Annotated in this window: 19 protein-coding genes and 1 pseudogene; 5 read left to right on the plus strand and 15 right to left on the minus strand. The window is 72.1% G+C overall.

All coding sequences use genetic code 11. The features are described 5' to 3' along the window. Positions 1–2: 2 nt before the first annotated feature. The 5 genes and pseudogenes from BM536_RS32745 to hemL form a co-directional block, all read right to left on the minus strand. A complete protein-coding gene (locus tag BM536_RS32745; protein WP_073494691.1) occupies positions 3–776 on the minus strand; it encodes a cytochrome c biogenesis CcdA family protein in 774 nt (257 codons plus the stop codon). 1 nt (position 777) lies between these two features. Beyond that, complete coding sequence (locus BM536_RS32750) at positions 778–1,368, minus strand: TlpA family protein disulfide reductase (RefSeq protein ID WP_073494690.1); 591 nt, start codon at positions 1,366–1,368, stop codon at positions 778–780. A gap of 66 nt (positions 1,369–1,434) precedes the next feature. Next, positions 1,435–2,733, minus strand: coding sequence for a polysaccharide deacetylase family protein (locus BM536_RS32755; protein ID WP_073494688.1), 1,299 nt, complete (start codon positions 2,731–2,733; stop codon positions 1,435–1,437). Positions 2,734–2,948: 215 nt separating this feature from the next. After that, positions 2,949–3,596 carry a histidine phosphatase family protein gene (locus tag BM536_RS32760; protein ID WP_073494733.1) on the minus strand — a complete coding sequence of 216 codons (648 nt, stop codon included), beginning with the start codon at positions 3,594–3,596 and terminating at the stop codon, positions 2,949–2,951. A 77-nt stretch (positions 3,597–3,673) separates the two neighbouring features. After that, positions 3,674–4,989, minus strand: a pseudogene (gene hemL / locus BM536_RS32765) (glutamate-1-semialdehyde 2,1-aminomutase). A gap of 324 nt (positions 4,990–5,313) precedes the next feature. Between hemL and BM536_RS32775 the strand changes: the two are divergent. Further along, positions 5,314–5,958, plus strand: coding sequence for a hypothetical protein (locus BM536_RS32775; RefSeq protein WP_211362992.1), 645 nt, complete (start codon positions 5,314–5,316; stop codon positions 5,956–5,958). A gap of 556 nt (positions 5,959–6,514) precedes the next feature. On the opposite strand, the gene BM536_RS32790 is transcribed toward BM536_RS32775, so the two are convergent. Further along, positions 6,515–6,952 (minus strand): ArsI/CadI family heavy metal resistance metalloenzyme, encoded by a 438-nt coding sequence (locus BM536_RS32790; protein WP_073494683.1) that lies wholly within the window; start codon positions 6,950–6,952, stop codon positions 6,515–6,517. A 28-nt stretch (positions 6,953–6,980) separates the two neighbouring features. Beyond that, positions 6,981–8,348 (minus strand): NAD(P)-binding domain-containing protein, encoded by a 1,368-nt coding sequence (locus tag BM536_RS32795; RefSeq protein ID WP_245873898.1) that lies wholly within the window; start codon positions 8,346–8,348, stop codon positions 6,981–6,983. Between the two features lie 123 nt (positions 8,349–8,471). Here BM536_RS32795 and BM536_RS32800 point away from each other — a divergent pair, with 123 nt between their 5' ends. Together BM536_RS32800 and BM536_RS32805 are read left to right on the plus strand one after the other, a co-directional pair. Continuing rightward, positions 8,472–8,843 carry an ArsR/SmtB family transcription factor gene (locus BM536_RS32800; RefSeq protein ID WP_073494679.1) on the plus strand — a complete coding sequence of 124 codons (372 nt, stop codon included), beginning with the start codon at positions 8,472–8,474 and terminating at the stop codon, positions 8,841–8,843. Between the two features lie 306 nt (positions 8,844–9,149). After that, positions 9,150–9,626, plus strand: a complete 477-nt coding sequence (locus tag BM536_RS32805) for a hypothetical protein (RefSeq protein WP_073494677.1) — start codon at positions 9,150–9,152, stop codon at positions 9,624–9,626. Positions 9,627–9,672: 46 nt separating this feature from the next. Here the strand turns inward: BM536_RS32805 and BM536_RS32810 are convergent, their stop codons facing one another. The 5 genes from BM536_RS32810 to BM536_RS32830 form a co-directional block, all read right to left on the minus strand. Next, the gene (locus tag BM536_RS32810; protein WP_094103823.1) at positions 9,673–10,938 is read right to left on the minus strand and encodes an ArgE/DapE family deacylase; all 1,266 of its coding nucleotides are present in this window, start codon (positions 10,936–10,938) and stop codon (positions 9,673–9,675) included. 80 nt (positions 10,939–11,018) lie between these two features. Next, on the minus strand, positions 11,019–12,437 hold the full coding sequence (locus tag BM536_RS32815; RefSeq protein ID WP_094103824.1) for a sensor histidine kinase: 1,419 nt from the start codon (positions 12,435–12,437) through the stop codon (positions 11,019–11,021). 9 nt (positions 12,438–12,446) lie between these two features. After that, complete coding sequence (locus BM536_RS32820; RefSeq protein WP_073500165.1) at positions 12,447–13,157, minus strand: response regulator transcription factor; 711 nt, start codon at positions 13,155–13,157, stop codon at positions 12,447–12,449. Positions 13,158–13,439: 282 nt separating this feature from the next. Then, positions 13,440–14,033, minus strand: a complete 594-nt coding sequence (locus BM536_RS32825; protein WP_094103825.1) for an FMN reductase — start codon at positions 14,031–14,033, stop codon at positions 13,440–13,442. After that, complete coding sequence (locus BM536_RS32830) at positions 14,030–15,244, minus strand: LLM class flavin-dependent oxidoreductase (RefSeq protein ID WP_073496984.1); 1,215 nt, start codon at positions 15,242–15,244, stop codon at positions 14,030–14,032. The genes BM536_RS32825 and BM536_RS32830 overlap by 4 nt, the downstream gene beginning before the upstream one ends. 131 nt (positions 15,245–15,375) lie before the next feature. Here BM536_RS32830 and BM536_RS32835 point away from each other — a divergent pair, with 131 nt between their 5' ends. Further along, positions 15,376–16,161 (plus strand): helix-turn-helix domain-containing protein, encoded by a 786-nt coding sequence (locus tag BM536_RS32835; protein WP_094103826.1) that lies wholly within the window; start codon positions 15,376–15,378, stop codon positions 16,159–16,161. A gap of 143 nt (positions 16,162–16,304) precedes the next feature. Here BM536_RS32835 and BM536_RS32840 read toward each other — a convergent pair whose 3' ends face one another. From BM536_RS32840 to BM536_RS32850, 3 genes are read right to left on the minus strand one after another with little or no spacing between them, the layout of a single operon-like run. Next, positions 16,305–17,039 carry a TIGR03943 family putative permease subunit gene (locus BM536_RS32840; RefSeq protein WP_094103827.1) on the minus strand — a complete coding sequence of 245 codons (735 nt, stop codon included), beginning with the start codon at positions 17,037–17,039 and terminating at the stop codon, positions 16,305–16,307. Next, a complete protein-coding gene (locus BM536_RS32845) occupies positions 17,036–18,109 on the minus strand; it encodes a permease (RefSeq protein ID WP_073496982.1) in 1,074 nt (357 codons plus the stop codon). Before BM536_RS32845 ends, BM536_RS32840 begins: the two co-directional genes overlap by 4 nt. 2 nt (positions 18,110–18,111) lie before the next feature. Beyond that, positions 18,112–18,585: a MarR family winged helix-turn-helix transcriptional regulator gene (locus BM536_RS32850; RefSeq protein WP_073496980.1), complete on the minus strand. Its 474-nt coding sequence runs from the start codon at positions 18,583–18,585 to the stop codon at positions 18,112–18,114. A gap of 177 nt (positions 18,586–18,762) precedes the next feature. On the opposite strand from BM536_RS32850, the gene BM536_RS32855 reads away from it, so the two are divergent. Beyond that, positions 18,763–19,098, plus strand: a complete 336-nt coding sequence (locus tag BM536_RS32855; protein ID WP_073496979.1) for a YnfA family protein — start codon at positions 18,763–18,765, stop codon at positions 19,096–19,098. Positions 19,099–19,126 lie beyond the last annotated feature (28 nt).

Raw genomic sequence — 19,126 nt, forward strand, 5'->3', positions numbered from 1 at the left:
GATCAGATCCCCACAGTGAAGCTGTTGGACCAGGACTGCATGTCCTGCACCAGGTGGTCCCAGACGCCGGTCAGCAGAAGCACACCGGTCACGATCATCATCGAGCCGCCGATCCGCATCACCCAGACATAGTGCCGCTTGACCCAGGCGAAGGCGCCGAGCGCCTTGCGGAAGGCGACCGCGGCGAGCACGAAGGGCACACCGAGACCGAGGCAGTAGGCGACGGTGAGCAGGGCGCCGCGGCCCGCGCTGGCCTCGTTGTACGAGAGCGCGATCACGGAGGTCAGGGTCGGGCCGAGACAGGGTGTCCAGCCGATGCCGAACAGCGCGCCGAGCAGCGGGGCGCCCGCCAGTCCGGTCACGGGCCGCTTGTGGAGACGGAACTCCCGCTGGGTGAACCAGGGCATGAGGCCCAGGTAGAAGACGCCCATGAGGATCATGAGCACGCCCAGCACCCTGGACAGGACGGCCTTGTGATCCTGGAGGCTGTCCCCGAAGTAGCCGAACAGGGCCCCGCTGGAGACGAACACGGCGGTGAACCCGAGCACGAACAGGGAGGCGCCCGTGACCATCCGTCCGCGCCGGGCCTCGGCCAGGTCGCTGCCGGTGACACCGGTGACGTACGACAGATAGCCGGGGACGAGCGGCAGGACGCAGGGGGAGAAGAAGGAGACGAGGCCGCCGAGCAGCGCGATGGGGACGGCGAGCAGCAGGGCGCCGCTCATCACCGTCTGGTTCGGGTCGGTCGCGGCGGCCAGCACGGTGACGGTGCTCACGTCACTTCTCCGCGAGGACCGGGTCGATCATCGCGCGCAGCTTCTCCTCGCTGAGCGCGGCCAGCGAGCGGGCCGCGATCCTGCCGTCCCGGTCGAGGACGAGCGTGGAGGGGATCGCCTGCGGGTTGAGCGTGCCCTTCTCGAAGCGGAGCATCAGCCGGCCGGTCGGGTCGTACAGGCTGGGGTAGGTGACGCCCTGCTCCTCCTCGAAGGCGCGGGCGTTGGAGGTGCTGGTGTCGCGGGTGTTGATGCCGACGAACTGCACGCCCCGCGCCTTGAGGTCGGTGGAGACCTTCTGGAAGTTGGGCGCCTCGGCACGGCACGGAGCGCACCAGGAGCCCCACACGTTCAGGACGACGATCTTGCCCTTGTAGGAGGCGACGTCGAGCTGCTTGCCGTCGATGGTCTTGCCGGAGAGGTCGGGAGCGGCGGTGCGCTCGCCCTTCTCGACGGTCGAGATGCCGTTCTCGCCCATGACGAAGTTGGTGTCACCGCCCCCGCCGGAGGTGCCTCCGGAGGTGCACGCGGACAACAGCGTCGCCGCGGCGACGGCGACGGCGACGGTCAGGGGGGTGCGGCTGGCGGCACTCATGTGAAAAGTTTCGCATGCCCGTTCTGGGGATCTTGCACACCCCCCTTGCGGGGAGAAAACCGCATTTCAGGCGGCGTCCGCGGAGCCCGTCGGGGTACCGGAGGCGGTCGTCGGGGCCGCCGCGAGGAACTCCTTCCAGCCGCCGGCCGGTGCCTGCCCGACGTCCAGCGTGCGCAGCTTGGCGAGGACCTCCGGCTTCTGCACGTCGATCCAGTCGACGAACTGCCGGAAGGAGACCATGCGCACGTCCGCGCCCTTCTCCTTCTCCCGAGCGATGTGCTTGAACGCCTCCTCCACGGCGTCCATGTAGATGCCGCCGTTCCACTGCTCGAAGTGGTTGCCCACGAAGAAGGGCGCACGGTTCGTCTCGAATGCCCGCCGGAATCCCTGGATGTACGCCTGGGCCGACTGCTTCCGCCAGCCCGGGTAGTTGTGGCTGGGCGCCTTCGTCGAGTTGATCGACTGGTTGGCGAGCATGTTGTAGTCCATCGACAGGACCTCGAAGCCGCGTCCGGGAAACGGTATCTGCTGCAACGGCAGGTCCCACATGCCCTGCTTCCGGTCGGGCCAGACCTGGCGGCCGCCGGGCGAGGAGGCGTCGTAGCGCCAGCCGAGGGAGCGGGCGGTGGGCAGCAGGTTGTCCTGGCCGAGGAGGCAGGGCGTACGGCCGCCGACGAGTTCCTTGTCGTAGTCGAAGGGCAGCGCGGGCAGGTCGGTCCACCCGGTGTTGGTGCGCCACTCCTTCACGAACGACTTGGCCTGGTCGATCTCGTTGCGCCACTGGCTCCCGGTCCAGTTGCCGACGGACCCGGAACCGGCGCAGAAGTGCCCGTTGAAGTGGGTGCCGATCTCGTGTCCCTCGAGCCAGGCGCGACGGACGTTGATCAGCGTGGCCTTGACGTGGTCGTCGGTGAGGTAACCGATGTCGGACGCGCCGCGGGGGTTGTTGGGCGGGTCGTAGAGCCGCTTCTTCGACTCGGGCAGGAGGTAGAGCCCGGAGAGGAAGAAGGTCATGGCCGCGCCGTGCTCCTTGGCGAGGTCCAGGAAACGCGGGAAGAGACCGTTTCCCACCTCGCCCGCCCCGTCCCACGAGAAGACGACGAACTGCGGCGGCTCCTGCCCCGGCTCCAGCGGCACGGGCTTCTCCGGCTGGTGCGGCTGCTTCCCGGTGAAAGAGGTGGAGCCGTCACCTATCGGCCGGACGGTGGCCGTGGGCTTCGGGGAGGCCGAACCACCCTTGCCGCCGGAACCACGCCCGGGGCCCGGGTCGTCCGACCCCGTGAAGGTGCCGCAGCCCGCGAGTCCGGCGGCTGCCGCGGCTCCCGCGCCCAGTCCTAGTGCTCCCCTGCGGGTGAGAGTGCGCATGGCGTCCCCGTTCGTCGCGTGCTCTGGTGGTCACCCAGTCAGAGGACGCGTCGAACGGGGAGGTTCCGATCATTTGTGCGTATTACGTAACAGGGTCGTGGCCGACCCCGAGGCTCAGGCCCCGACTCTCAAGCCCTGAATCCGGCAGGCCCTGAAGCCCAGGCCCCGAATCCTCGGGCCCCGAATCCTCGGGCCCGATCTCAAGCCCTGGATCCTCAGGCCCCGAAGGCCTTGCCCTTCCCCTTCACCGGCCGGGCGCCGGCCAGCAGGTGCGGCGGGACCAGGTCACGGGCGGGCTCGGAGTAGCCGACGGAGACGATCGTGTCGCCCTGGTACGTGAACGACGTCAGCGAGGCGAGCGTGCACTGCCGCTTGCGCGGGTCGTGCCACAGCCGCCGCCGCTCGACGTAGGACCGCACGATCCAGATCGGCAGCTGGTGGCTGACGAGCACCGCCTCGTGGCCGCGGGCCTTGTCCTTCGCCGCGTCCAGCGCGCCCATCATGCGCACCACCTGGTCGACGTACGCCTCGCCCCAGGACGGCCTGAACGGGTTGTAGACGTGCCGCCAGTTCCCGGGCCGGCGCAGCGCCCCGTCACCGACGCCGAAGGTCTTGCCCTGGAACACGTTGCCGGCCTCGATGAGCCGCGCGTCGGTGGCGATGTCGAGCCCGTGCGCCTTGGCGATCGGGGTCGCCGTCTCCTGCGCCCGCTCCAGCGGGGAGGCGCAGACGTACGTCACGTCACGGGAGGCGAGGTGCTCGGCGACCCGGTCGGCCATCCGCCGGCCGAGGTCGGAGAGGTGGTAGCCGGCGAGACGGCCGTAGAGGATGCCGTCCGGGTTGGCGACCTCGCCGTGCCGCATCACGTGGACGACGGTCAGGTCCTTGCTGCTGTTGCTGTTGCCGGTGCCGATGGTGTTGCCGGTGCCGTTGTCGGTGCTCACGCGCTGGCCTCCGCAGCCGCTCGGGCCGCCGCCGGAAGGGCGTCGGCGATGCGCTGGACGGCCCGTTCGTCGTGGGCCGTGGACACGAACCAGGACTCGTACGACGAGGGCGGCAGGTAGACGCCGTTCGCCAGCAGCGAGTGGAAGAAGGCGGTGAAGCGGAACGACTCCTGCGCCTTGGCGTCCTCGTAGTCGCGGACGGGCCGGTCCGTGAAGAAGACGGAGAACATGTTGGAGGCGCTCTGCAGCGTGTGCGCGACGCCCTCCTTGGACAGGGCGTCCGACACCAGCGCCTGGATCTGCCCGGACACGGCGTCGATCTTCGCGTACGCGGCGTCGTCGAGGAGCCGGAGCTGGGCGAGACCGGCGGCGGTGGCGACCGGGTTCCCGGAGAGGGTGCCGGCCTGGTAGACGGGCCCCGCGGGCGCGAGGTGCGCCATCACGTCGGCCCGGCCGCCGAACGCCGCGGCCGGGAAGCCGCCGCCCATGACCTTGCCGAAGGTCATCAGGTCGGGCCTGACGCCGTCGATCCCGAACCATCCCGCGCGGCTGGTCCTGAACCCGGTCATGACCTCGTCGGAGATGTAGAGGGCGCCGTTGTTCTGGCAGGCGTCCTTGAGTCCCTGGTTGAAGCCGGGCAGCGGCGGTACGACGCCCATGTTGCCCGGCGAGGCCTCGGTGATGACGCAGGCGATCTCACCGGGGTGCCGGTGGAAGGCCTCCTGCACGGCCTCGAGGTCGTTGTACGGCAGAACGATGGTGTCGGCGGCCTGGGCGCCCGTGACGCCGGGCGTGTCGGGCAGGGCGAAGGTGGCGACGCCGGATCCGGCCGCGGCGAGCAGCGAGTCGACGTGGCCGTGGTAGCAGCCGGCGAACTTGATCACCTTGGAGCGCCGGGTGAACCCGCGGGCGAGCCGGATGGCGGACATCGTGGCCTCGGTCCCGCTGGACACCAGCCGGACCTGCTCGACGGGCTCGACCCGCGCGACGATCTCCTCGGCGAGCGTGACCTCGCCCTCACCGGGCGTCCCGAAGGACGTACCGCGCGAGACGGCGTCCTGGACGGCGGCGATCACCTCGGGGTGCGAGTGCCCGAGGATCATGGGCCCCAGGAACAGACGAGGTCGACGTACTCCCGGCCGTCCGCGTCCGTCAGGTACGGGCCGGTGCCGGACACCATGAACCGGGGCGTGCCGCCGACGGCGCGGAAGGCGCGCACCGGGGAGTTCACGCCGCCCGGCGTGACGACGGCCGCACGGTCGAACAGTGCCTGCGAGGCAGGCGCTTCGTATGAATAGGGCAGTTCGCTCATGACCTGCGACTTCTCCGACTTCTCGGACTCCGGTTGCCAGTGACCTCATCAGGGTAGGCCAGGGGCGCCCGAGGGCAGCGGGGCCTGTGCCGTGCCCGCCCGACCCGGTGGGCCGGCCCCGGAACGTTCGTCATCTGCGAAACTGAAACGGATCGAGCCTGATAGACGTAGCTCACTCCGACAGCGAGTCGAGGGGCTGCGAAGATCCCGCGGACAGGTGTTTCAGCGTACGTTTCGGCGTGCGGCCGTGGGGGAGGTCACTGACACGATGATCGGGTTGCGCGGCGGGGTCCGCGCGTCCTAGAAAAGCAGTCGGGTGGAGATATGCATCGCGGTGGCGGACTGGGCGAGGGGACCGATGGCCTGGGTCCTCGACGTGCCCGGCGGGGAAAGCACCGGCGCGACGCGGAGGAAGCCGACGAAGCACGTCAGACACAGGGCGTCCCTGGCGCCCCTGGTGTACCGAGTGAGTCCGAGCGGCTCGACCGTACGGTCGACCGGCTCCGGGCGGGGAGCGGGAACGGTGGTCGGGTGGGGGTGACGTACAAGTACTTCGGCGCACCGGACGGCGCGACCGCGGCCCGAGTCCCGATCTCGATGCGCCCCGAGGAACTCGGCGGCGACGAGCTGGGCATGAACGGCATGTTCACCAAGATCAAGCCGGAGACGATGGCCGCGATGGTCCTCACCGGCATCGAGGGCGTCCCCCTGCACAAGGTGCCCCCACTGGAACTGGTCGTCCTCCACCCCGACTACGCGGTCGTGAAACTGCCCATGACGGTCGTCGACCCCCTCCGCGACATCGGCGAGGAAGCGGTCGGCGCGGCAGCCTTCATCTGGTCGACGGTCCCGGACCGCGGCGGCCCGAGGGACGCGTTCAACGTGTACCAGCTGCTGCACGAGTGGCAGGACTTCAGCCATCGGCTGCATGAGGCGGGGCATCAGCCATATTGCCTTGTTTGGCCGTGACCTGGGGTTCCGGTGGTGGCGGACGGGGTCTGCGGGGCTCGCCCTGCGCAGTGCCGGAGAGGGGCCGTCGGGCGGCCAGGGCACGTGGCCGTGCGCAACATCCTGACCCTGCGCGGCGCCGTCGTCCGCGACGCCCGGATCTGGGCGTTCTGCCCGGACGAGGCCATCGACTTCGGCGACGACTGCGACGTCGCCTCGCCTCCCACCACATCCTCGCCGGGAAGGACCCCGACGGCACCACCACGGACGGTGACCCCGCCCTGCCGGCCCGCCTCTTCTCCTACGTCGCCGAGCCCGACAAGCCCTTCGCCGTCGTCACGCCCTGACGCCCTCCGGGCCCGAGCAGCGGTGCCGGTCCGCGCATCTCACCGGCTCCGGCTGCGGCTCCGGGACCGGCTCCGGCTGCGGCTCCGGGACCGGCTCCGGCTGCGGCTCCGGGACGGGCTCCGGCTGTGGGACCGGCTCCGGCACCGGCATTCCCTGGTGCGACGCGTCGGGCGTGCGAGGCCGTGACCGGTCCCCCGTGCCGGTCACGGCCTCGCTGGTTTCGAGGCGGTCAGCAGCAGGCCTCCGTGGTGGTCGGAGTCGTGCAGCAGGTGCTGCCCCGTTGCCTGGTCAGGGAGTCGGCGTCGGACTTGACGACGTACACCTCCCAGGGTTCCCGGCCGGGGCCGTGGACCCAGACCTTGTCCTGGACGGCGTAGCAGCAGGTGGTGTCGTTCTCCTCCGCCGTGGGCAGGCCGGCTTCGGTCAGGCGGGCGGTGGCGGTGCGGACGGCCTCGGTGCTGTCGACCTCCACGCCGAGGTGGTCCATGCGCGTCGCCTCGCCTGCCGCGCCTTCGATGAGGACGAGCTTGAGCGGGGGTTCGGCGACGGCGAAGTTGGCGTAGCCGTCGCGGAGTTTGGCGGGCTCGGTGCCGAAGAGTTTCGTGTAGAAGGCGACCGATGCGGTGAGGTCGGGGACGCGGAGGGCCAGCTGTACGCGTGATGTCATGGCGAACCTCTCTGGTGGGGCGGCGGGTTCAGCAGCCGCCGGTGCCGATCCGGACAGTGGTGGGGGTGGCGCAGCAGCCGCCGCCCGACTGCTCGGCGTCGCCCGGCTCGTCGAAGAGGCCCGCGCCACCGCACACTCCGGTCTCCGGCAGGGTCAACTCGACGCGCTCGGCGCCCTCCTGGTCGCCCGCGAGTGCCGCGGCGATGGAGCGGACCTGCTCGTACCCGGTCATGGCGAGGAACGTGGGGGCGCGGCCGTAGGACTTCATGCCGACCAGGTAGACGCCCTGCTCGGGGTGGGACAGCTCCTTCACGCCGTGCGGGTAGACCGTGCCGCAGGAGTGGAGGTTCGGGTCGATCAGCGGGGCGAGGGCGGTGGGGGCCTGGAGGCGTTCGTCCAGGCCGAGGCGGATCTCGGAGAGGAACGAGAGGTCGGGGCGGAGCCCGGTGAGGACGATCACCTCGTCGACCGGGTCGAGGCGGCGGCCGTCGTCCGCGACGAGGACGAGCCGGTCGCCGTCCCGCTCGACGGCCTCCGTGCGGAAGCCGGTCGCGGCGGACGCGTGTCCGTCCTCGACGGCCGCCTTGGCGCGCAGGCCGAGGGCACCGCGGGCGGGCAGCTCGTCCGCCTCGCCACCGCCGTAGGTGCCGGCGCCGATGCCGCGGCGCAGGATCCACACCGCGTGCGTCCCGGCCTCCTCCTTCGCCAGGTCGGCCAGGTGGGCGAGGGCGGTGAAGGCGGAGGCGCCGGAGCCGACGACCGCGGTGCGCCTGCCCGCGTAGCGGGCGCGCACGGCCGGGTCGTCGAGGTTCGGGACGCGATAGGAGATGCGGTCGGCCGCTGTCCCCTCGCCCAGGGCGGGCAGGCCGTCGGCGCCCATCGGGCCGGGGGTCGACCAGGTGCCGGAGGCGTCGATGACCGCGCGGGCGGTGATCCGCTCCTCGTGGCCGTCGGCGGTGCGCAGGTGCACGGTGAACGGCTGCTCCTCGCGGCCGGAGTCGACGATGCGGTCCCGGCCCGCGCGGGCCACGCCGGTGACCGTCGAGCCGTAGCGGATCCGGTCGCCGAGGACGTCGGCGAGCGGCTGGAGGTAGCGCTCGGCCCAGTCGCCGCCCGTCGGGTAGGCGGCACTGTCGGGGCGCACCCACCCGGTCGGGGCGAGCAGCTTCTCGGCGGCCGGGTCGATGACCTCCGCCCAGGTCGAGAACAGGCGCACGTGCGCCCATCCCCGCACGGCCGTGGCGGCGGACGGGCCGGCCTCCAGGACCAGCGGTTCCAGACCGCGCTCCACCAGGCGGGCGGCCGCGGCCAGGCCGATCGGGCCTGCTCCGACGATCACTACGGGCAGGTGGCCGGTGTTGGACGCGCTCACGACGATTCCCCTTTGTTTCGACATCCGTCGATCTCCTTGCTCCGCCAGCATCCCACCTGTATCGACAAGCGTCAACATAGACATTCATCTAATCCGTAGCCGCATCCGGTCCACCCGAACTACTTCGACGTGTGTCAACATAGATACATGTCGAATGCCAAGGCACTGCCCCTGCTGGAGCGCCAGCCGGCCCCGGAGTCCGCGGTGCCCTGCTGCCCGCCGCTGACCGAACGACCGCTGACGGCCGAGGAGGCCGAGCGGACCGCCGGGATGTTCAAGGCCCTCGGCGACCCCGTCCGGCTGCGCCTGTTCTCGCTGGTCGCCTCGCACGAGGGCGGCGAGGCGTGCGTCTGCGACATCTCGGACGTCGGTGTCTCGCAGCCGACCGTCTCCCACCACCTGAAGAAGCTGCGGGAGGCCGGACTGCTCACCTCCGAGCGGCGCGGCACGTGGGTGTACTACCGGGTGGAGCCGTCCGTGGTGGCCGCGATGGGGCAGATGCTGAAGATCGCCGGCTGATCACGGGTTCTTCCCTCAAAGGGCCGCCCGAGGGGCGTGTTCTCGTCATCACCGTGGAGTTACGTCCGGAAACGTCCTCGTGAGACCTCGTGTGACATGGGCACGATAATGCCGTTTCGCGGCACGACACACGCACGAGACACACAGCGCACGAAACACACGAATCGCACGAGACGCACGAGGTCGCACAACGCCGTACGACGCCTTACGACGCGTACGGCGAACAACGCGCACGACGCACCACCGCCTGCCCGGACACCCCGGACACCACCCGGAACAACCCATCCCCGGAAGAGGGTTCACCCGATGTCCCTGCGCATCCGCACCCGAGCGACCACCACGACCGCGGCACTCACCACCGCCACCGGCACCGTCGTCACCGCCGCCGCCCTCGCCCTGTCCGGCGTCGCCCCGGCCTCCGCGAGCACCCCCGCCGCGGCAACCGCCTCGACGACCGCCGCCGCCACCGTCCCCTGGTCCGCCTCCCACGCCACCGCCTCGGCGGCCGGCGACCGGTGGCTCGCGAGTGGCAAGCTCGTCCTCGACGGCACCCTCACCAACACCGGCACCGGGTGCTACTCGGTCTGGACCCGCTTCGCCCACGACTTCGTCGTCCTGCCGTACACCAAGCACGCCGAGATCTGCGGCGCGGGCTCCGTCGACTTCACCGCCACCAAGAGCTACACCTACACCGTGACCGGCACCCTCAGAGTGTGCCGGGGGACGACCGACACCACCGACTGCGGCCCGGGCGTGAGCATCACCCACTGGCCCATCGGGTAGCCCGGGAACGGCGCCGGTACCGGCTCGGTTTCGGCCTCGGCCCCGCCTACTTCGTCCCGACCGTCCGCAGCACCGTGAGCACCACCGCCCGCGCGACCGCCACGACCTCCCGCACCGACACCCGCTCCGCCGCGCTGTGCGCCACGGCGATGTCCCCCGGCCCGAACTGCAACGCCGGGATACCCGCCGCGGCGTACAGCCGCAGGTCGCTGCCGTACGTCGCCCCGCGTTCCCTCGGCGGCGCCGAGCCGGTCGCGTCCGCGTACGCCCGCCCCACGACGTCCCGCAGCGGATGCCCGGCAGGCAGCCGCCCGCTCGCGAACTGCCCGCCCGGCCAGGTCACCGTCGCCGGACGCGTGCTCAGCCAGGGGTCGGCCGCGCACGCCTCCGCCACGCACCGCTCCAGCTCGGCGCGCGCCGCGGCGGGGTCCTCGCCGAGCCGTACGCCGAGCCGTCCCTCCGCGATCAGCAGGTCGGGGACGCTGCTCGCCCAGTCGCCGGAGCGCACGGTGCCGACGGAGAGGGAGTACGGGATCGGGTACTCGGCGAGCAGCGGGTCGGGGGCGTGGTTGCGGTCGGTCTCCAGGCGGGCCAGGGCCCGGTGCAGCGGGAGATAGGCGTCGACGGCGCTGACCCCGGCCTCCCGCGAGCCGGCGTGGGCGGCCCTGCCGGGGACGGTGAGCCGGAAGGTCAGGGCGCCCGCGTTGGCGGTGATGACGGTACCGGCCGTCGGTTCCGTGATGAGGCAGGCGTCGCCGCCGTAGCCGCGTCGCAGGGTGCCGAAGGTGCCGAGGCCGCCGTCCTCCTCACCGACGACGAAGTGCGCGGCGACCCGCCCGCGCAGCCGCACCCCGGCCGCCCGGATCGCCGCGAGGGCGGCCAGGTGCGCGACGAGCCCGGCCTTCATGTCGCAGGCCCCGCGGCCGTGCACGACGTCGCCGCGCACCCGGGGCACGAACGGATCCCCGTCCCACGCGGCCGGATCCCCCGGCGGTACGACGTCCACGTGCCCCTGGAGGATCAGTGTCGGCCCGTCACCGCCGTCCGGAGTGTGCCCGACGAGGCCCCACGCCTCCTCGCGCGGGGCCTCCGTGCCGGGGAAGTCCGGCTGCGCGTACAGCTCGGGCAGGTCCATGGACCACAGGTCGGTGTCCAGGCCGAGCCGCTCCAGCCGCCCGGCGAGATGGTGTTGCAGCTCGGACTCGGCCGGGCTGCCGGTGACACTCGGTATCGCGATCAGCTCCAGCAGGGCCCGTCCCACGGCCGCCTCGTCGATCGCCGCCAGCGCGGCGGCCTCCTGCCCACTCAGCACACCCGGCTCCCTCCACCGGCGACGGGCCACTCCCGCCACCCCGCCCCCGGCATACCAACCCGATCACCGCCCCGCCGCCCTCACTCCGCGCCACCCACCGTGAACCCGATCACCGCCCCGCCCCCCGCCCGCCGGAAGGCGAACGCCGCTCCCCCGTGCGCCAGCGCGACCTCCCGCACGATCGACAGGCCGAGCCCCGAGCCCGGCAGGGAACGGGCGTCCGCGGCACGGTAGAAGCGGTCGAAGACGCGGGTGAGGTCGGCCTCGGTGATGCCGGGCCCGCGGTCGAGGACCTCCACGCGGACGGTGCCGGGCCGGGCCGGACCGGTCACGTCGATCTCGATGGGCGCCAGGCCCTCGCGGTCGAACTTGGCCGCGTTCTCGACCAGGTTGGACAGCGCCCGCTGGAGCATGCCGGGCCGCCCGTCGGTGCTGGTGTCGCCGCTCGTCCGGACCACGATCCGCCGCCCGGTACGGCGCCGCGCGAGCCCCGCCACGTCCTCGGCGAGGTCGGCGAGGTCGATCCGCTGCGGCGGCTCGGTGTCCGACTGCCCGGCGGCGAGATCCACCAGCTCGTTGACCAGGTCGGTCAGTTCGCGGGCCTCCTGGCCGAGATCGGCGACGAGTTCGTCCCGGGTGGCGGGCGGCAGCTCGTCGATGCGGCGCAACAGCGAGATGTTGGTCCGCAGCGAGGTCAGCGGCGTACGCAACTCGTGCCCGGCGTCCTGCACCAGCCGCCGCTGGTCCTCCTCGGACTGGGCGAGGCGCCCCAGCATGCGGTCGAAGGCGCGGCCGAGGCGTCCCGCCTCGTCGTAGCCGGTGACGGGGACCTGGACGCCGAGCCGGCGGGTGCGGGCGACGTTCTCGGCGGCGGCGGTGAGGATGACCAGGGGGTGGGTGATGCGCCGGGCCAGCCACCAGCCGAACAGCCCGGCCGCCGTCACGACCGCGGCCATCAGGATCAGGGTGCGCTGCTGGAGCGCCCGCAGCAGGTCCTCGGTGTCGCTGAACTCCTGCGCGACCTGCACCGCGCCCCGGCCCCCGCCCAGCGCGACGGTGGCGACCCGGTAGACGTCGCTGCCGACGTCGACGTCCTCGTGCTCCACGATCGTGCCCGCGTGCGGCGCCGCGGCGATCTCCCGGTCGGCGTCCTTCACGGGCAGCCCCGGGTTCCCGGGGTCGAAGATGCTCCCGTCCGCCCCCAGCACCTGTACGTCGGTGCGGGCCGGGCGCACGATGTCGTGGCCGGGCGCGGCGGAGGAGAAGTCGGCGGGGTCCATCGCCCGGTCGCGCACCTCGTCGCGCAGGTCCTGCACGACCTCGTCGAAGACGGACTCCTGGTCCACCCGCACCAGGCGGGCGGCGGCGTTGTACGACAGGACGCCGACGAGGACGGTGACGCACGCCGTCACCGTCGCGAAGGACACCGCGAACGTGGTCCGCAGCGAGCCGAGCTTCGGGCGCCGCCGGGACGCCCACCGACGTACGCGGCCGGACACGGGGGCGCCTCAGTCTTCCCGCAGCACGTAGCCCACGCCCCGCACGGTGTGGATCAGCTGCGGGGCGCCGGGCCCGTCGAGCTTGCGGCGGAGATAGCCGACGTAGACGGCGAGGTTCTTGGAGCCGGGGCCGAAGTCGTAACCCCAGATACGGTCGTAGATCGTGGAGTGGTCGAGGACGATGCCCGCGTTGCGCACCAGCAGTTCCAGCAGCTCGAACTCGGTGCGGGTCAGTTCCAGCTCGCGTCCGCCGCGCCAGGCCCGCCGGGCCTGCGGGTCCATGCGCAGCCCGGCCGCCTCCAGATACCGGGCGGGGGCCGCCGCGGGCTTCGGTGCGTCGGGCGGCGTGCCGGTGCCGGTGCGACGCAGGAGCGCGCGCAGCCGGGCGAAGACCTCCTCGACGTCGAAGGGCTTGACCACGTAGTCGTCGGCGCCCGCGTCCAGGCCGGCGATCCGGTCGGCGGTCCCCACGAGGGCCGTCAGCATCAGGATCGGGATGCGGTCGCCCTCGGCGCGCAGCACCCGGCAGACCTGGAGGCCGTCGATGCCGGGCATCATCACGTCGAGGACGAGGACGTCGGGCGGCGACCTGTGGGCGTGCGCCAGGGCCTCGACGCCGTCGGCGACCGCGGTGACCTCGTAGCCCTCCAGGGTCAGCGCGCGTTCCAGGGCGTGACGGATCGCGCGGTCGTCTTCCGCCAGCAGCAGCTTCTGAGGCACGCGCCCAGTCTCCCAGCCGTCACGCCGCCACGGCGTGACGAGCGCCTCACCGGGCGCCCTTCTTACGTGCCTCTCACCCACCCCGCCCGACTGAGCCACCCTGCCCGGCTGAGCCACCCGCACGGCTGAGCCACCCGCATGGCTGAGCCAACCCGCCTGACTGAGGCACCCCCCGTGACTGAGCCACCCCGCCCGACTGAGCCACCCGCACGGCTCAGCTCCCGGCCGGCTCAGCTCCCGGCCGGGAGCAGCCCACCGGCCGGGAGCAGCCCACCGGCCGGCTCAGCCCGCCGGCCGCAGGGCCGCGAGCTGCTCGGCGAACGGCACGACCGCGAACTCGTCCTTCACGGCGGGCCGCGCCGCCGCCAGGCCGCTCATCAGCGCGGCCAGCTCCCCTGCGGCCCGCTCGATCCGCGCGGGCAGGCCCTCCGCGCCCCAGTCCTCGGAGGCGGCGTAGACACCGGTCGGGACGACGACGGCCCGCAGGTAGGCGAACAGGGGCCGCAGCGCGTGCTCCAGCACCAGCGAGTGCCGGGCCGTGCCGCCGGTGGCCGCGACCAGCACGGGCTTCCCGGCCAGCGCGTCCTTGTCGAGCACGTCGAAGAAGGACTTGAAGAGCCCGCTGTACGACGCCGAGAACACCGGCGTGACCACGATCAGCCCGTCCGCTCCCGTGACCGCGTCCAGCGCGGCGGCCAGCTCCCGGCCCGGGAACCCGTTGGTGAGGTGGTGGGCGATCTCCACGGCGAGGTCGCGTAGCTCCACGACCCGCACGTCGGCCGGGGTGTGCCCGACGGTGGCCGCCGCGAGCCGGTCGGCCAGCAGGCGGGTGGACGACGGGACGCTCAGTCCGGCCGAGACGACGACGAGCTTCATGCGACGGTCTCCTTGTCCTGAGCGGCGGCGTTCCCGTCCTGAGCGGCCGAGTTCTTGTCCTGAGCGGCCGTGTCCTTGTCCTGAGCGGCCGTGTTCTTGTCGTGGGCCGCGTTCTTCGCGGCGGCCTCCCGCACGGCCGCTTCCTTGCGGGCCAGCAGCGACCGGTGGGTCGGCGCGTCCGGCACGTCGGCCGGGCGGCCCTTGGCGAACTCCGCGCGCAGCACCGGTACGACCTCCTCGCCGAGCATGTCGAGCTGCTCCAGGACGGTCTTCAGCGGCAGTCCGGCGTGGTCCATCAGGAACAGCTGGCGCTGGTAGTCACCGGCGTACTCGCGGAACGACAGCGTCTTCTCGATCACCTGCTGCGGGGAGCCGACGGTCAACGGGGTCTGGTCGGTGAAGTCCTCCAGGGAGGGCCCGTGCCCGTAGACCGGCGCGTTGTCGAAGTACGGCCGGAACTCGCGCACCGCGTCCTGCGAGTTCCTCCGCATGAACACCTGCCCGCCGAGGCCGACGATCGCCTGCTCCGGCGTGCCGTGCCCGTAGTGGGCGTAGCGGGCCCGGTACAGCTCGACCATCTGCCTGGTGTGGTCGGCCGGCCAGAAGATGTTGTTGTGGAAGAAGCCGTCGCCGTAGAACGCGGCCTGCTCGGCGATCTCCGGGGAGCGGATCGAGCCGTGCCAGACGAACGGCGCGACGCCGTCCAGCGGCCGGGGCGTCGAGGTGAAGCCCTGGAGCGGGGTGCGGAACTTGCCCTCCCAGTTCACGACGTCCTCGCGCCACAGCCGGTGCACCAGGTTGTAGTTCTCGATGGCGAGGTTGATGCCCTCGCGGATGTCCTTGCCGAACCAGGGGTAGACCGGTCCGGTGTTGCCGCGGCCCATCATCAGGTCGACGCGCCCGTCGGCCAGGTGCTGGAGCATCGCGAAGTCCTCGGCGATCTTCACCGGGTCGTTCGTGGTGATCAGCGTGGTCGAGGTGGACAGGATCAGCTTCTCGGTCCGCGCGGCGACGTAGCCGAGCATCGTCGTCGGGGACGACGGCACGAACGGCGGGTTGTGGTGCTCACCCGTGGCGAAGACGTCCAGGCCGACCTCCTCGGCCTTCAGCGCGATGGCGACCATGGCCTTGATCCGCTCGCGCTCGGTCGGCGTACGCCCCGTGGTGGGGTCCGGCGTCACATCGCCGACCGTGAAGATCCCGAACTGCATGGTCGCTCAACCTCCAAAGTTGTTGACCGTTCAACCATACCGTCCCAACAGTGCCCCTGCCCGCCGTATTCCACCGGACCCCGGACCCGGACCACAGCGGCGATGTCAGTGGCCCGCCCTACGATCCCGGCATGGCCGCCCCACGCCGCGACACCCGAGGCATCGTCGACGCCGCCGAGCTGCTCGCGCGCGTCCGCTTCCGGCGCCGCGAACCGGCCCCACCCCTGCGCCCCTACCTGGAGCACTACTGGCTGATCGACTGGGACCTGGACCGGCCGTACAACTCCCACGTCGTGCCGCACCCCTCGGTCAACCTCGTCTTCCAGCAGTTCGAGGACCAGGACCCCTTCGCCGAGATCTCCGGCATCGGCCTCGGCCTCTTCACCCAGACACTGACCGGCCGGGGCCGCGTCTGCGGAGTGCAGTTCCGCCCCGGCGGCTTCCGCCCGTTCGCACCCGGCCACCCCGTCTCCGAGTGGACCGGTCGCCGCGTCCGCCTCCCCGGCACCGACCCGGCACCGGTCCTCTCCCCCACCGACGAGAACGCCCGCGTCGCCGCCCTCGACGCCCACCTCCTCGCCCTCGGCCCCCGCCCCGACCCCCAGGCCGACCAGGCGATGGTCCTCACCGACCGCATCCGCACCGACCGCACGATCCGCCGCGTCGCGGACCTCGCGAGAACGGAAGCGGTATCGGTACGCCACCTGCAACGCCTCTTCGCCGCCTACGTGGGCGTCGGCCCGAAATGGGTCATCCTCCGCTACCGCATCCACGAGGCCCTGGAACGAGCCGAGACCTCCACCGCCCTCGACTGGTCCGCCCTGGCCGCGGACCTGGGCTACGCGGACCAGGCCCACCTCGTCCGCGACTTCAAGGCGACAGTGGGCGTACCACCGACGGCGTACGCGTCCCGCTAGAGCACGCCGAACGGCGGCATCCCCCTTGGAAACGCGCCGAACGACGCGGCGAGCGCATCCCCTGCCCAGCAACGCGGCGGACCGCGCGACCAGCCACGACCGGCCCGCACCCGCGGACGGCGACCGGCCGCCCCGAGCCCGCCCTACGAGCCCAGCGGCAGCGCGTCCGTGTAGCCGTTCACCGGCCGCTCGATCCGCCCGACCGTACGGCCGTCCAGCGCGACCGCCGCCGACGACGTACCCAGCGTGCCCTGCGCGTGCCAGGTCCCCGTCACCGTCACCCACGTGTCGGCCTTCGGCGCGTCCACGCCGTACACCCGCACCTTCACGGACTGCGCGTCCGCCGCACAGCACGACAGCATGATCCGCGTCAGATACCAGCCCCCGCCCCCGTCCGCGGGCGTGACGAACCCGGTCATCCGCACCGTGCGCCCCTCGATGGACCGCGCCTCGTCCTGCTGCACCCGCTGCGTGAAGTCGGTCAGCGTGATCGGCAGCGGCGAGGTCGCCGGCAGCGGGTCGAAGCCGTCCTCGTCGACGACCGCGACCGCCTTCGGCGCCTCACGGGACGCCGTGTACGCGCCGAGCGCCGGCGGGGCGTAGAACAACAGGCTCAGCGCGGGCAGGAACAGCAGCCAGGCGACCCGCGGCACACCCGCATGACCGTGACCGTCACCGTCCTCCTGCGGCCGCCCCGCCGACCGCCACGCCGACCACGCCTCCGCCGCCCCCAGCAGGATCAGCAGCACACCCGAAGCGATCAGCAGCGGCCGCATCCCCTCCTTCACGTACCTCAGGTAGGCCTCCGTGAACAGCGAGGTCCGCAACAACCCGAGACCGCTCAGCACCAGCAGCCCCACCTGCACGAACCGCCTCACAGCAGCACCCCTCCCACGATCACGCTGCACGCCACCGCGACGACCGCCGTGGCGCTGGAGAACCGGACCGCGAAGGCCCGCCCGAACGTCCCCGCCTGGAGGGCGATCAGCTTCAGGTCGACCATCGGACCCACCACCATGAACGTCAGGCGGGCCGTCGGCGAGAACCCGGTCAGCGAGGCCGCCACGAACGCGTCCGCCTCCGAACACACCGCCAGCACGATCGCCAGCACCGCCAGGAACAGCACGGACAGCCACACCGAGTCCGCGAACGTGTCCACCACCGAACGCGGCACCGCCACATTGAAGGTCGCCGCCGCCATCGCCCCCACCACCAGGAAACCGCCCGCATGCAGGAAGTCGTGCTGGAAACCGCGCCGGAACTCCGTCCAGCGGCTCTGCCCCGGCCGGTGCCCGGTGTGCCGTGCCGCCGGCTTCAGCCACTCCTCGCGCCCCCGCCACAGCCACAGCCAGCCCATCACCGCCGCCGTGACCAACGAGGCCACCAGCCGGGCCAGCACCATCTCCGGACTGCCGGGGAACGCGATCGCCGTCGCGGTCAGCACCACCGGGTTCACGGCAGGCGCCGACAGCAGGAACGCGAACGCCGCCGCCGGAGGGACCCCCCGCCCGATCAGACTGTTCGCCACCGGCACCGACGCACACTCACAGCCCGGCAGCACGACCCCCGCCGCCCCGGCCACCGGCACCGCGAACGCGGCCCGCTTCGGCAGCAGCCGGTTGAACACACTCGCCGGCACGAACGCGTTGATCGCCCCCGACAGCGCCGTACCCAGCAACAGGAACGGCAGCGCCTGCACCGTCACCGCCAGACACACCGTCCGCCACGCCTGCACCGCCGGCTCGTCCAGCGACCGCCCGACCAGCACCAGCACCGCGCCCGGCAGCACCGCCGCACCGACCAGCAGCAACGGCCAGCTCCGAGGCAGCGCACGCCGGGCGCCGGCCTCCGGCGTCTCCCCGGCTGTCCCGTCCGTATCGGCCCTGTCGGTCCCATGGGCCCCATCGGCCGCATGCGTGCCCGTATGGGTGTGCTCCACCGCCCGCATGCCTAGACCAGCCCTCCCCGCAGCCGTACGACCTGTTCCCCGCTGAACTCCACCGTCCGCGTCATGTGCCGCACGATCACGGCCAGTTCGGCGTCGTCCAGATCCTCGAACAGCGGACTCCAGTCGCCCCCCAGCCGCTCCCAGGTCCGCCCGAACTCGGCGATCCGCTCCGGCACCGTAGCCACCAGCACCCGCCGCCGGTCGGCCGCGTCCCGCTCCCGCACGACGTACCCCGCCTTCTCCAGCCGGTCCACCAGCCGCGTCGCCGACCCCGTCGTCAGCCCCGTCAGCTCGGCCACCCGGCCCGCCGTCACCGGCTCCCGCTCCAGCGAGAGCAGGTTCAGACACTGCAGGTCGGTGGGGTGCAGTCCCAGCCGGTCGGCGACAGCCTGATTGAACAACGCGAACGCCGCGACGTACCGACGGGAGACGACCGACAGCTCGCCGAGCAACCGCGACCGCACGTTCCCGGACATCGCCCGCACACCCCTTCGTAGCGCCGTCCGCGCATCGTACGACGTCACCGAACGCGGCCGACGGACCGCGCGACCACCCGGCACGGGGCGACACCACCCGGCACAGGGCGACACCACCCGGCACGGGGCGACACCACCCGGCACGGGGCGACCGGGATCCCGTGCCAAGCTGCTGCCATGCTCGTCCTGCGGTCCGCCGCCCTCTTCGCCGTCGCCGCCCTCTTCGAGATCGGCGGCGCCTGGCTCGTCTGGCAAGGCGTCCGGGAACACCGCGGATGGCTGTGGATCGGCGCCGGCGTCATGGCCCTCGGCGCCTACGGCTTCGTCGCCACCCTCCAGCCCGACGCCGACTTCGGCCGCATCCTCGCCGCGTACGGCGGTGTCTTCGTCGCCGGTTCACTGGCCTGGGGCATGGTCGCCGACGGCTTCCGCCCCGACCGCTGGGACATCACCGGCGCCCTGATCTGCCTCGCCGGCATGGCCGTGATCATGTGGGCACCACGCGGACACTGAAACACGCGGACACTGAAAGCGGACGGCC

Source organism: Streptomyces phaeoluteigriseus, assembly GCF_001896135.2.
GTDB lineage: Bacteria > Actinomycetota > Actinomycetes > Streptomycetales > Streptomycetaceae > Streptomyces > Streptomyces phaeoluteigriseus.

Bases quoted from the DNA above. Each gene is read 5' to 3' on its own strand.
- BM536_RS32750 (WP_073494690.1), bottom strand. From the start codon at position 1,368: ATGAGTGCCGCCAGCCGCACCCCCCTGACCGTCGCCGTCGCCGTCGCC.
- BM536_RS32755 (WP_073494688.1), bottom strand. From the start codon at position 2,733: ATGCGCACTCTCACCCGCAGGGGAGCACTAGGACTGGGCGCGGGAGCC.
- BM536_RS32760 (WP_073494733.1), bottom strand. From the start codon at position 3,596: ATGCGGCACGGCGAGGTCGCCAACCCGGACGGCATCCTCTACGGCCGT.
- BM536_RS32775 (WP_211362992.1), top strand. From the start codon at position 5,314: ATGCATCGCGGTGGCGGACTGGGCGAGGGGACCGATGGCCTGGGTCCT.
- BM536_RS32790 (WP_073494683.1), bottom strand. From the start codon at position 6,952: ATGACATCACGCGTACAGCTGGCCCTCCGCGTCCCCGACCTCACCGCA.
- BM536_RS32795 (WP_245873898.1), bottom strand. From the start codon at position 8,348: ATGTCGAAACAAAGGGGAATCGTCGTGAGCGCGTCCAACACCGGCCAC.
- BM536_RS32800 (WP_073494679.1), top strand. From the start codon at position 8,472: ATGTCGAATGCCAAGGCACTGCCCCTGCTGGAGCGCCAGCCGGCCCCG.
- BM536_RS32805 (WP_073494677.1), top strand. From the start codon at position 9,150: ATGTCCCTGCGCATCCGCACCCGAGCGACCACCACGACCGCGGCACTC.
- BM536_RS32825 (WP_094103825.1), bottom strand. From the start codon at position 14,033: ATGAAGCTCGTCGTCGTCTCGGCCGGACTGAGCGTCCCGTCGTCCACC.
- BM536_RS32830 (WP_073496984.1), bottom strand. From the start codon at position 15,244: ATGCAGTTCGGGATCTTCACGGTCGGCGATGTGACGCCGGACCCCACC.
- BM536_RS32835 (WP_094103826.1), top strand. From the start codon at position 15,376: ATGGCCGCCCCACGCCGCGACACCCGAGGCATCGTCGACGCCGCCGAG.
- BM536_RS32845 (WP_073496982.1), bottom strand. From the start codon at position 18,109: ATGCGGGCGGTGGAGCACACCCATACGGGCACGCATGCGGCCGATGGG.
- BM536_RS32850 (WP_073496980.1), bottom strand. From the start codon at position 18,585: ATGTCCGGGAACGTGCGGTCGCGGTTGCTCGGCGAGCTGTCGGTCGTC.
- BM536_RS32855 (WP_073496979.1), top strand. From the start codon at position 18,763: ATGCTCGTCCTGCGGTCCGCCGCCCTCTTCGCCGTCGCCGCCCTCTTC.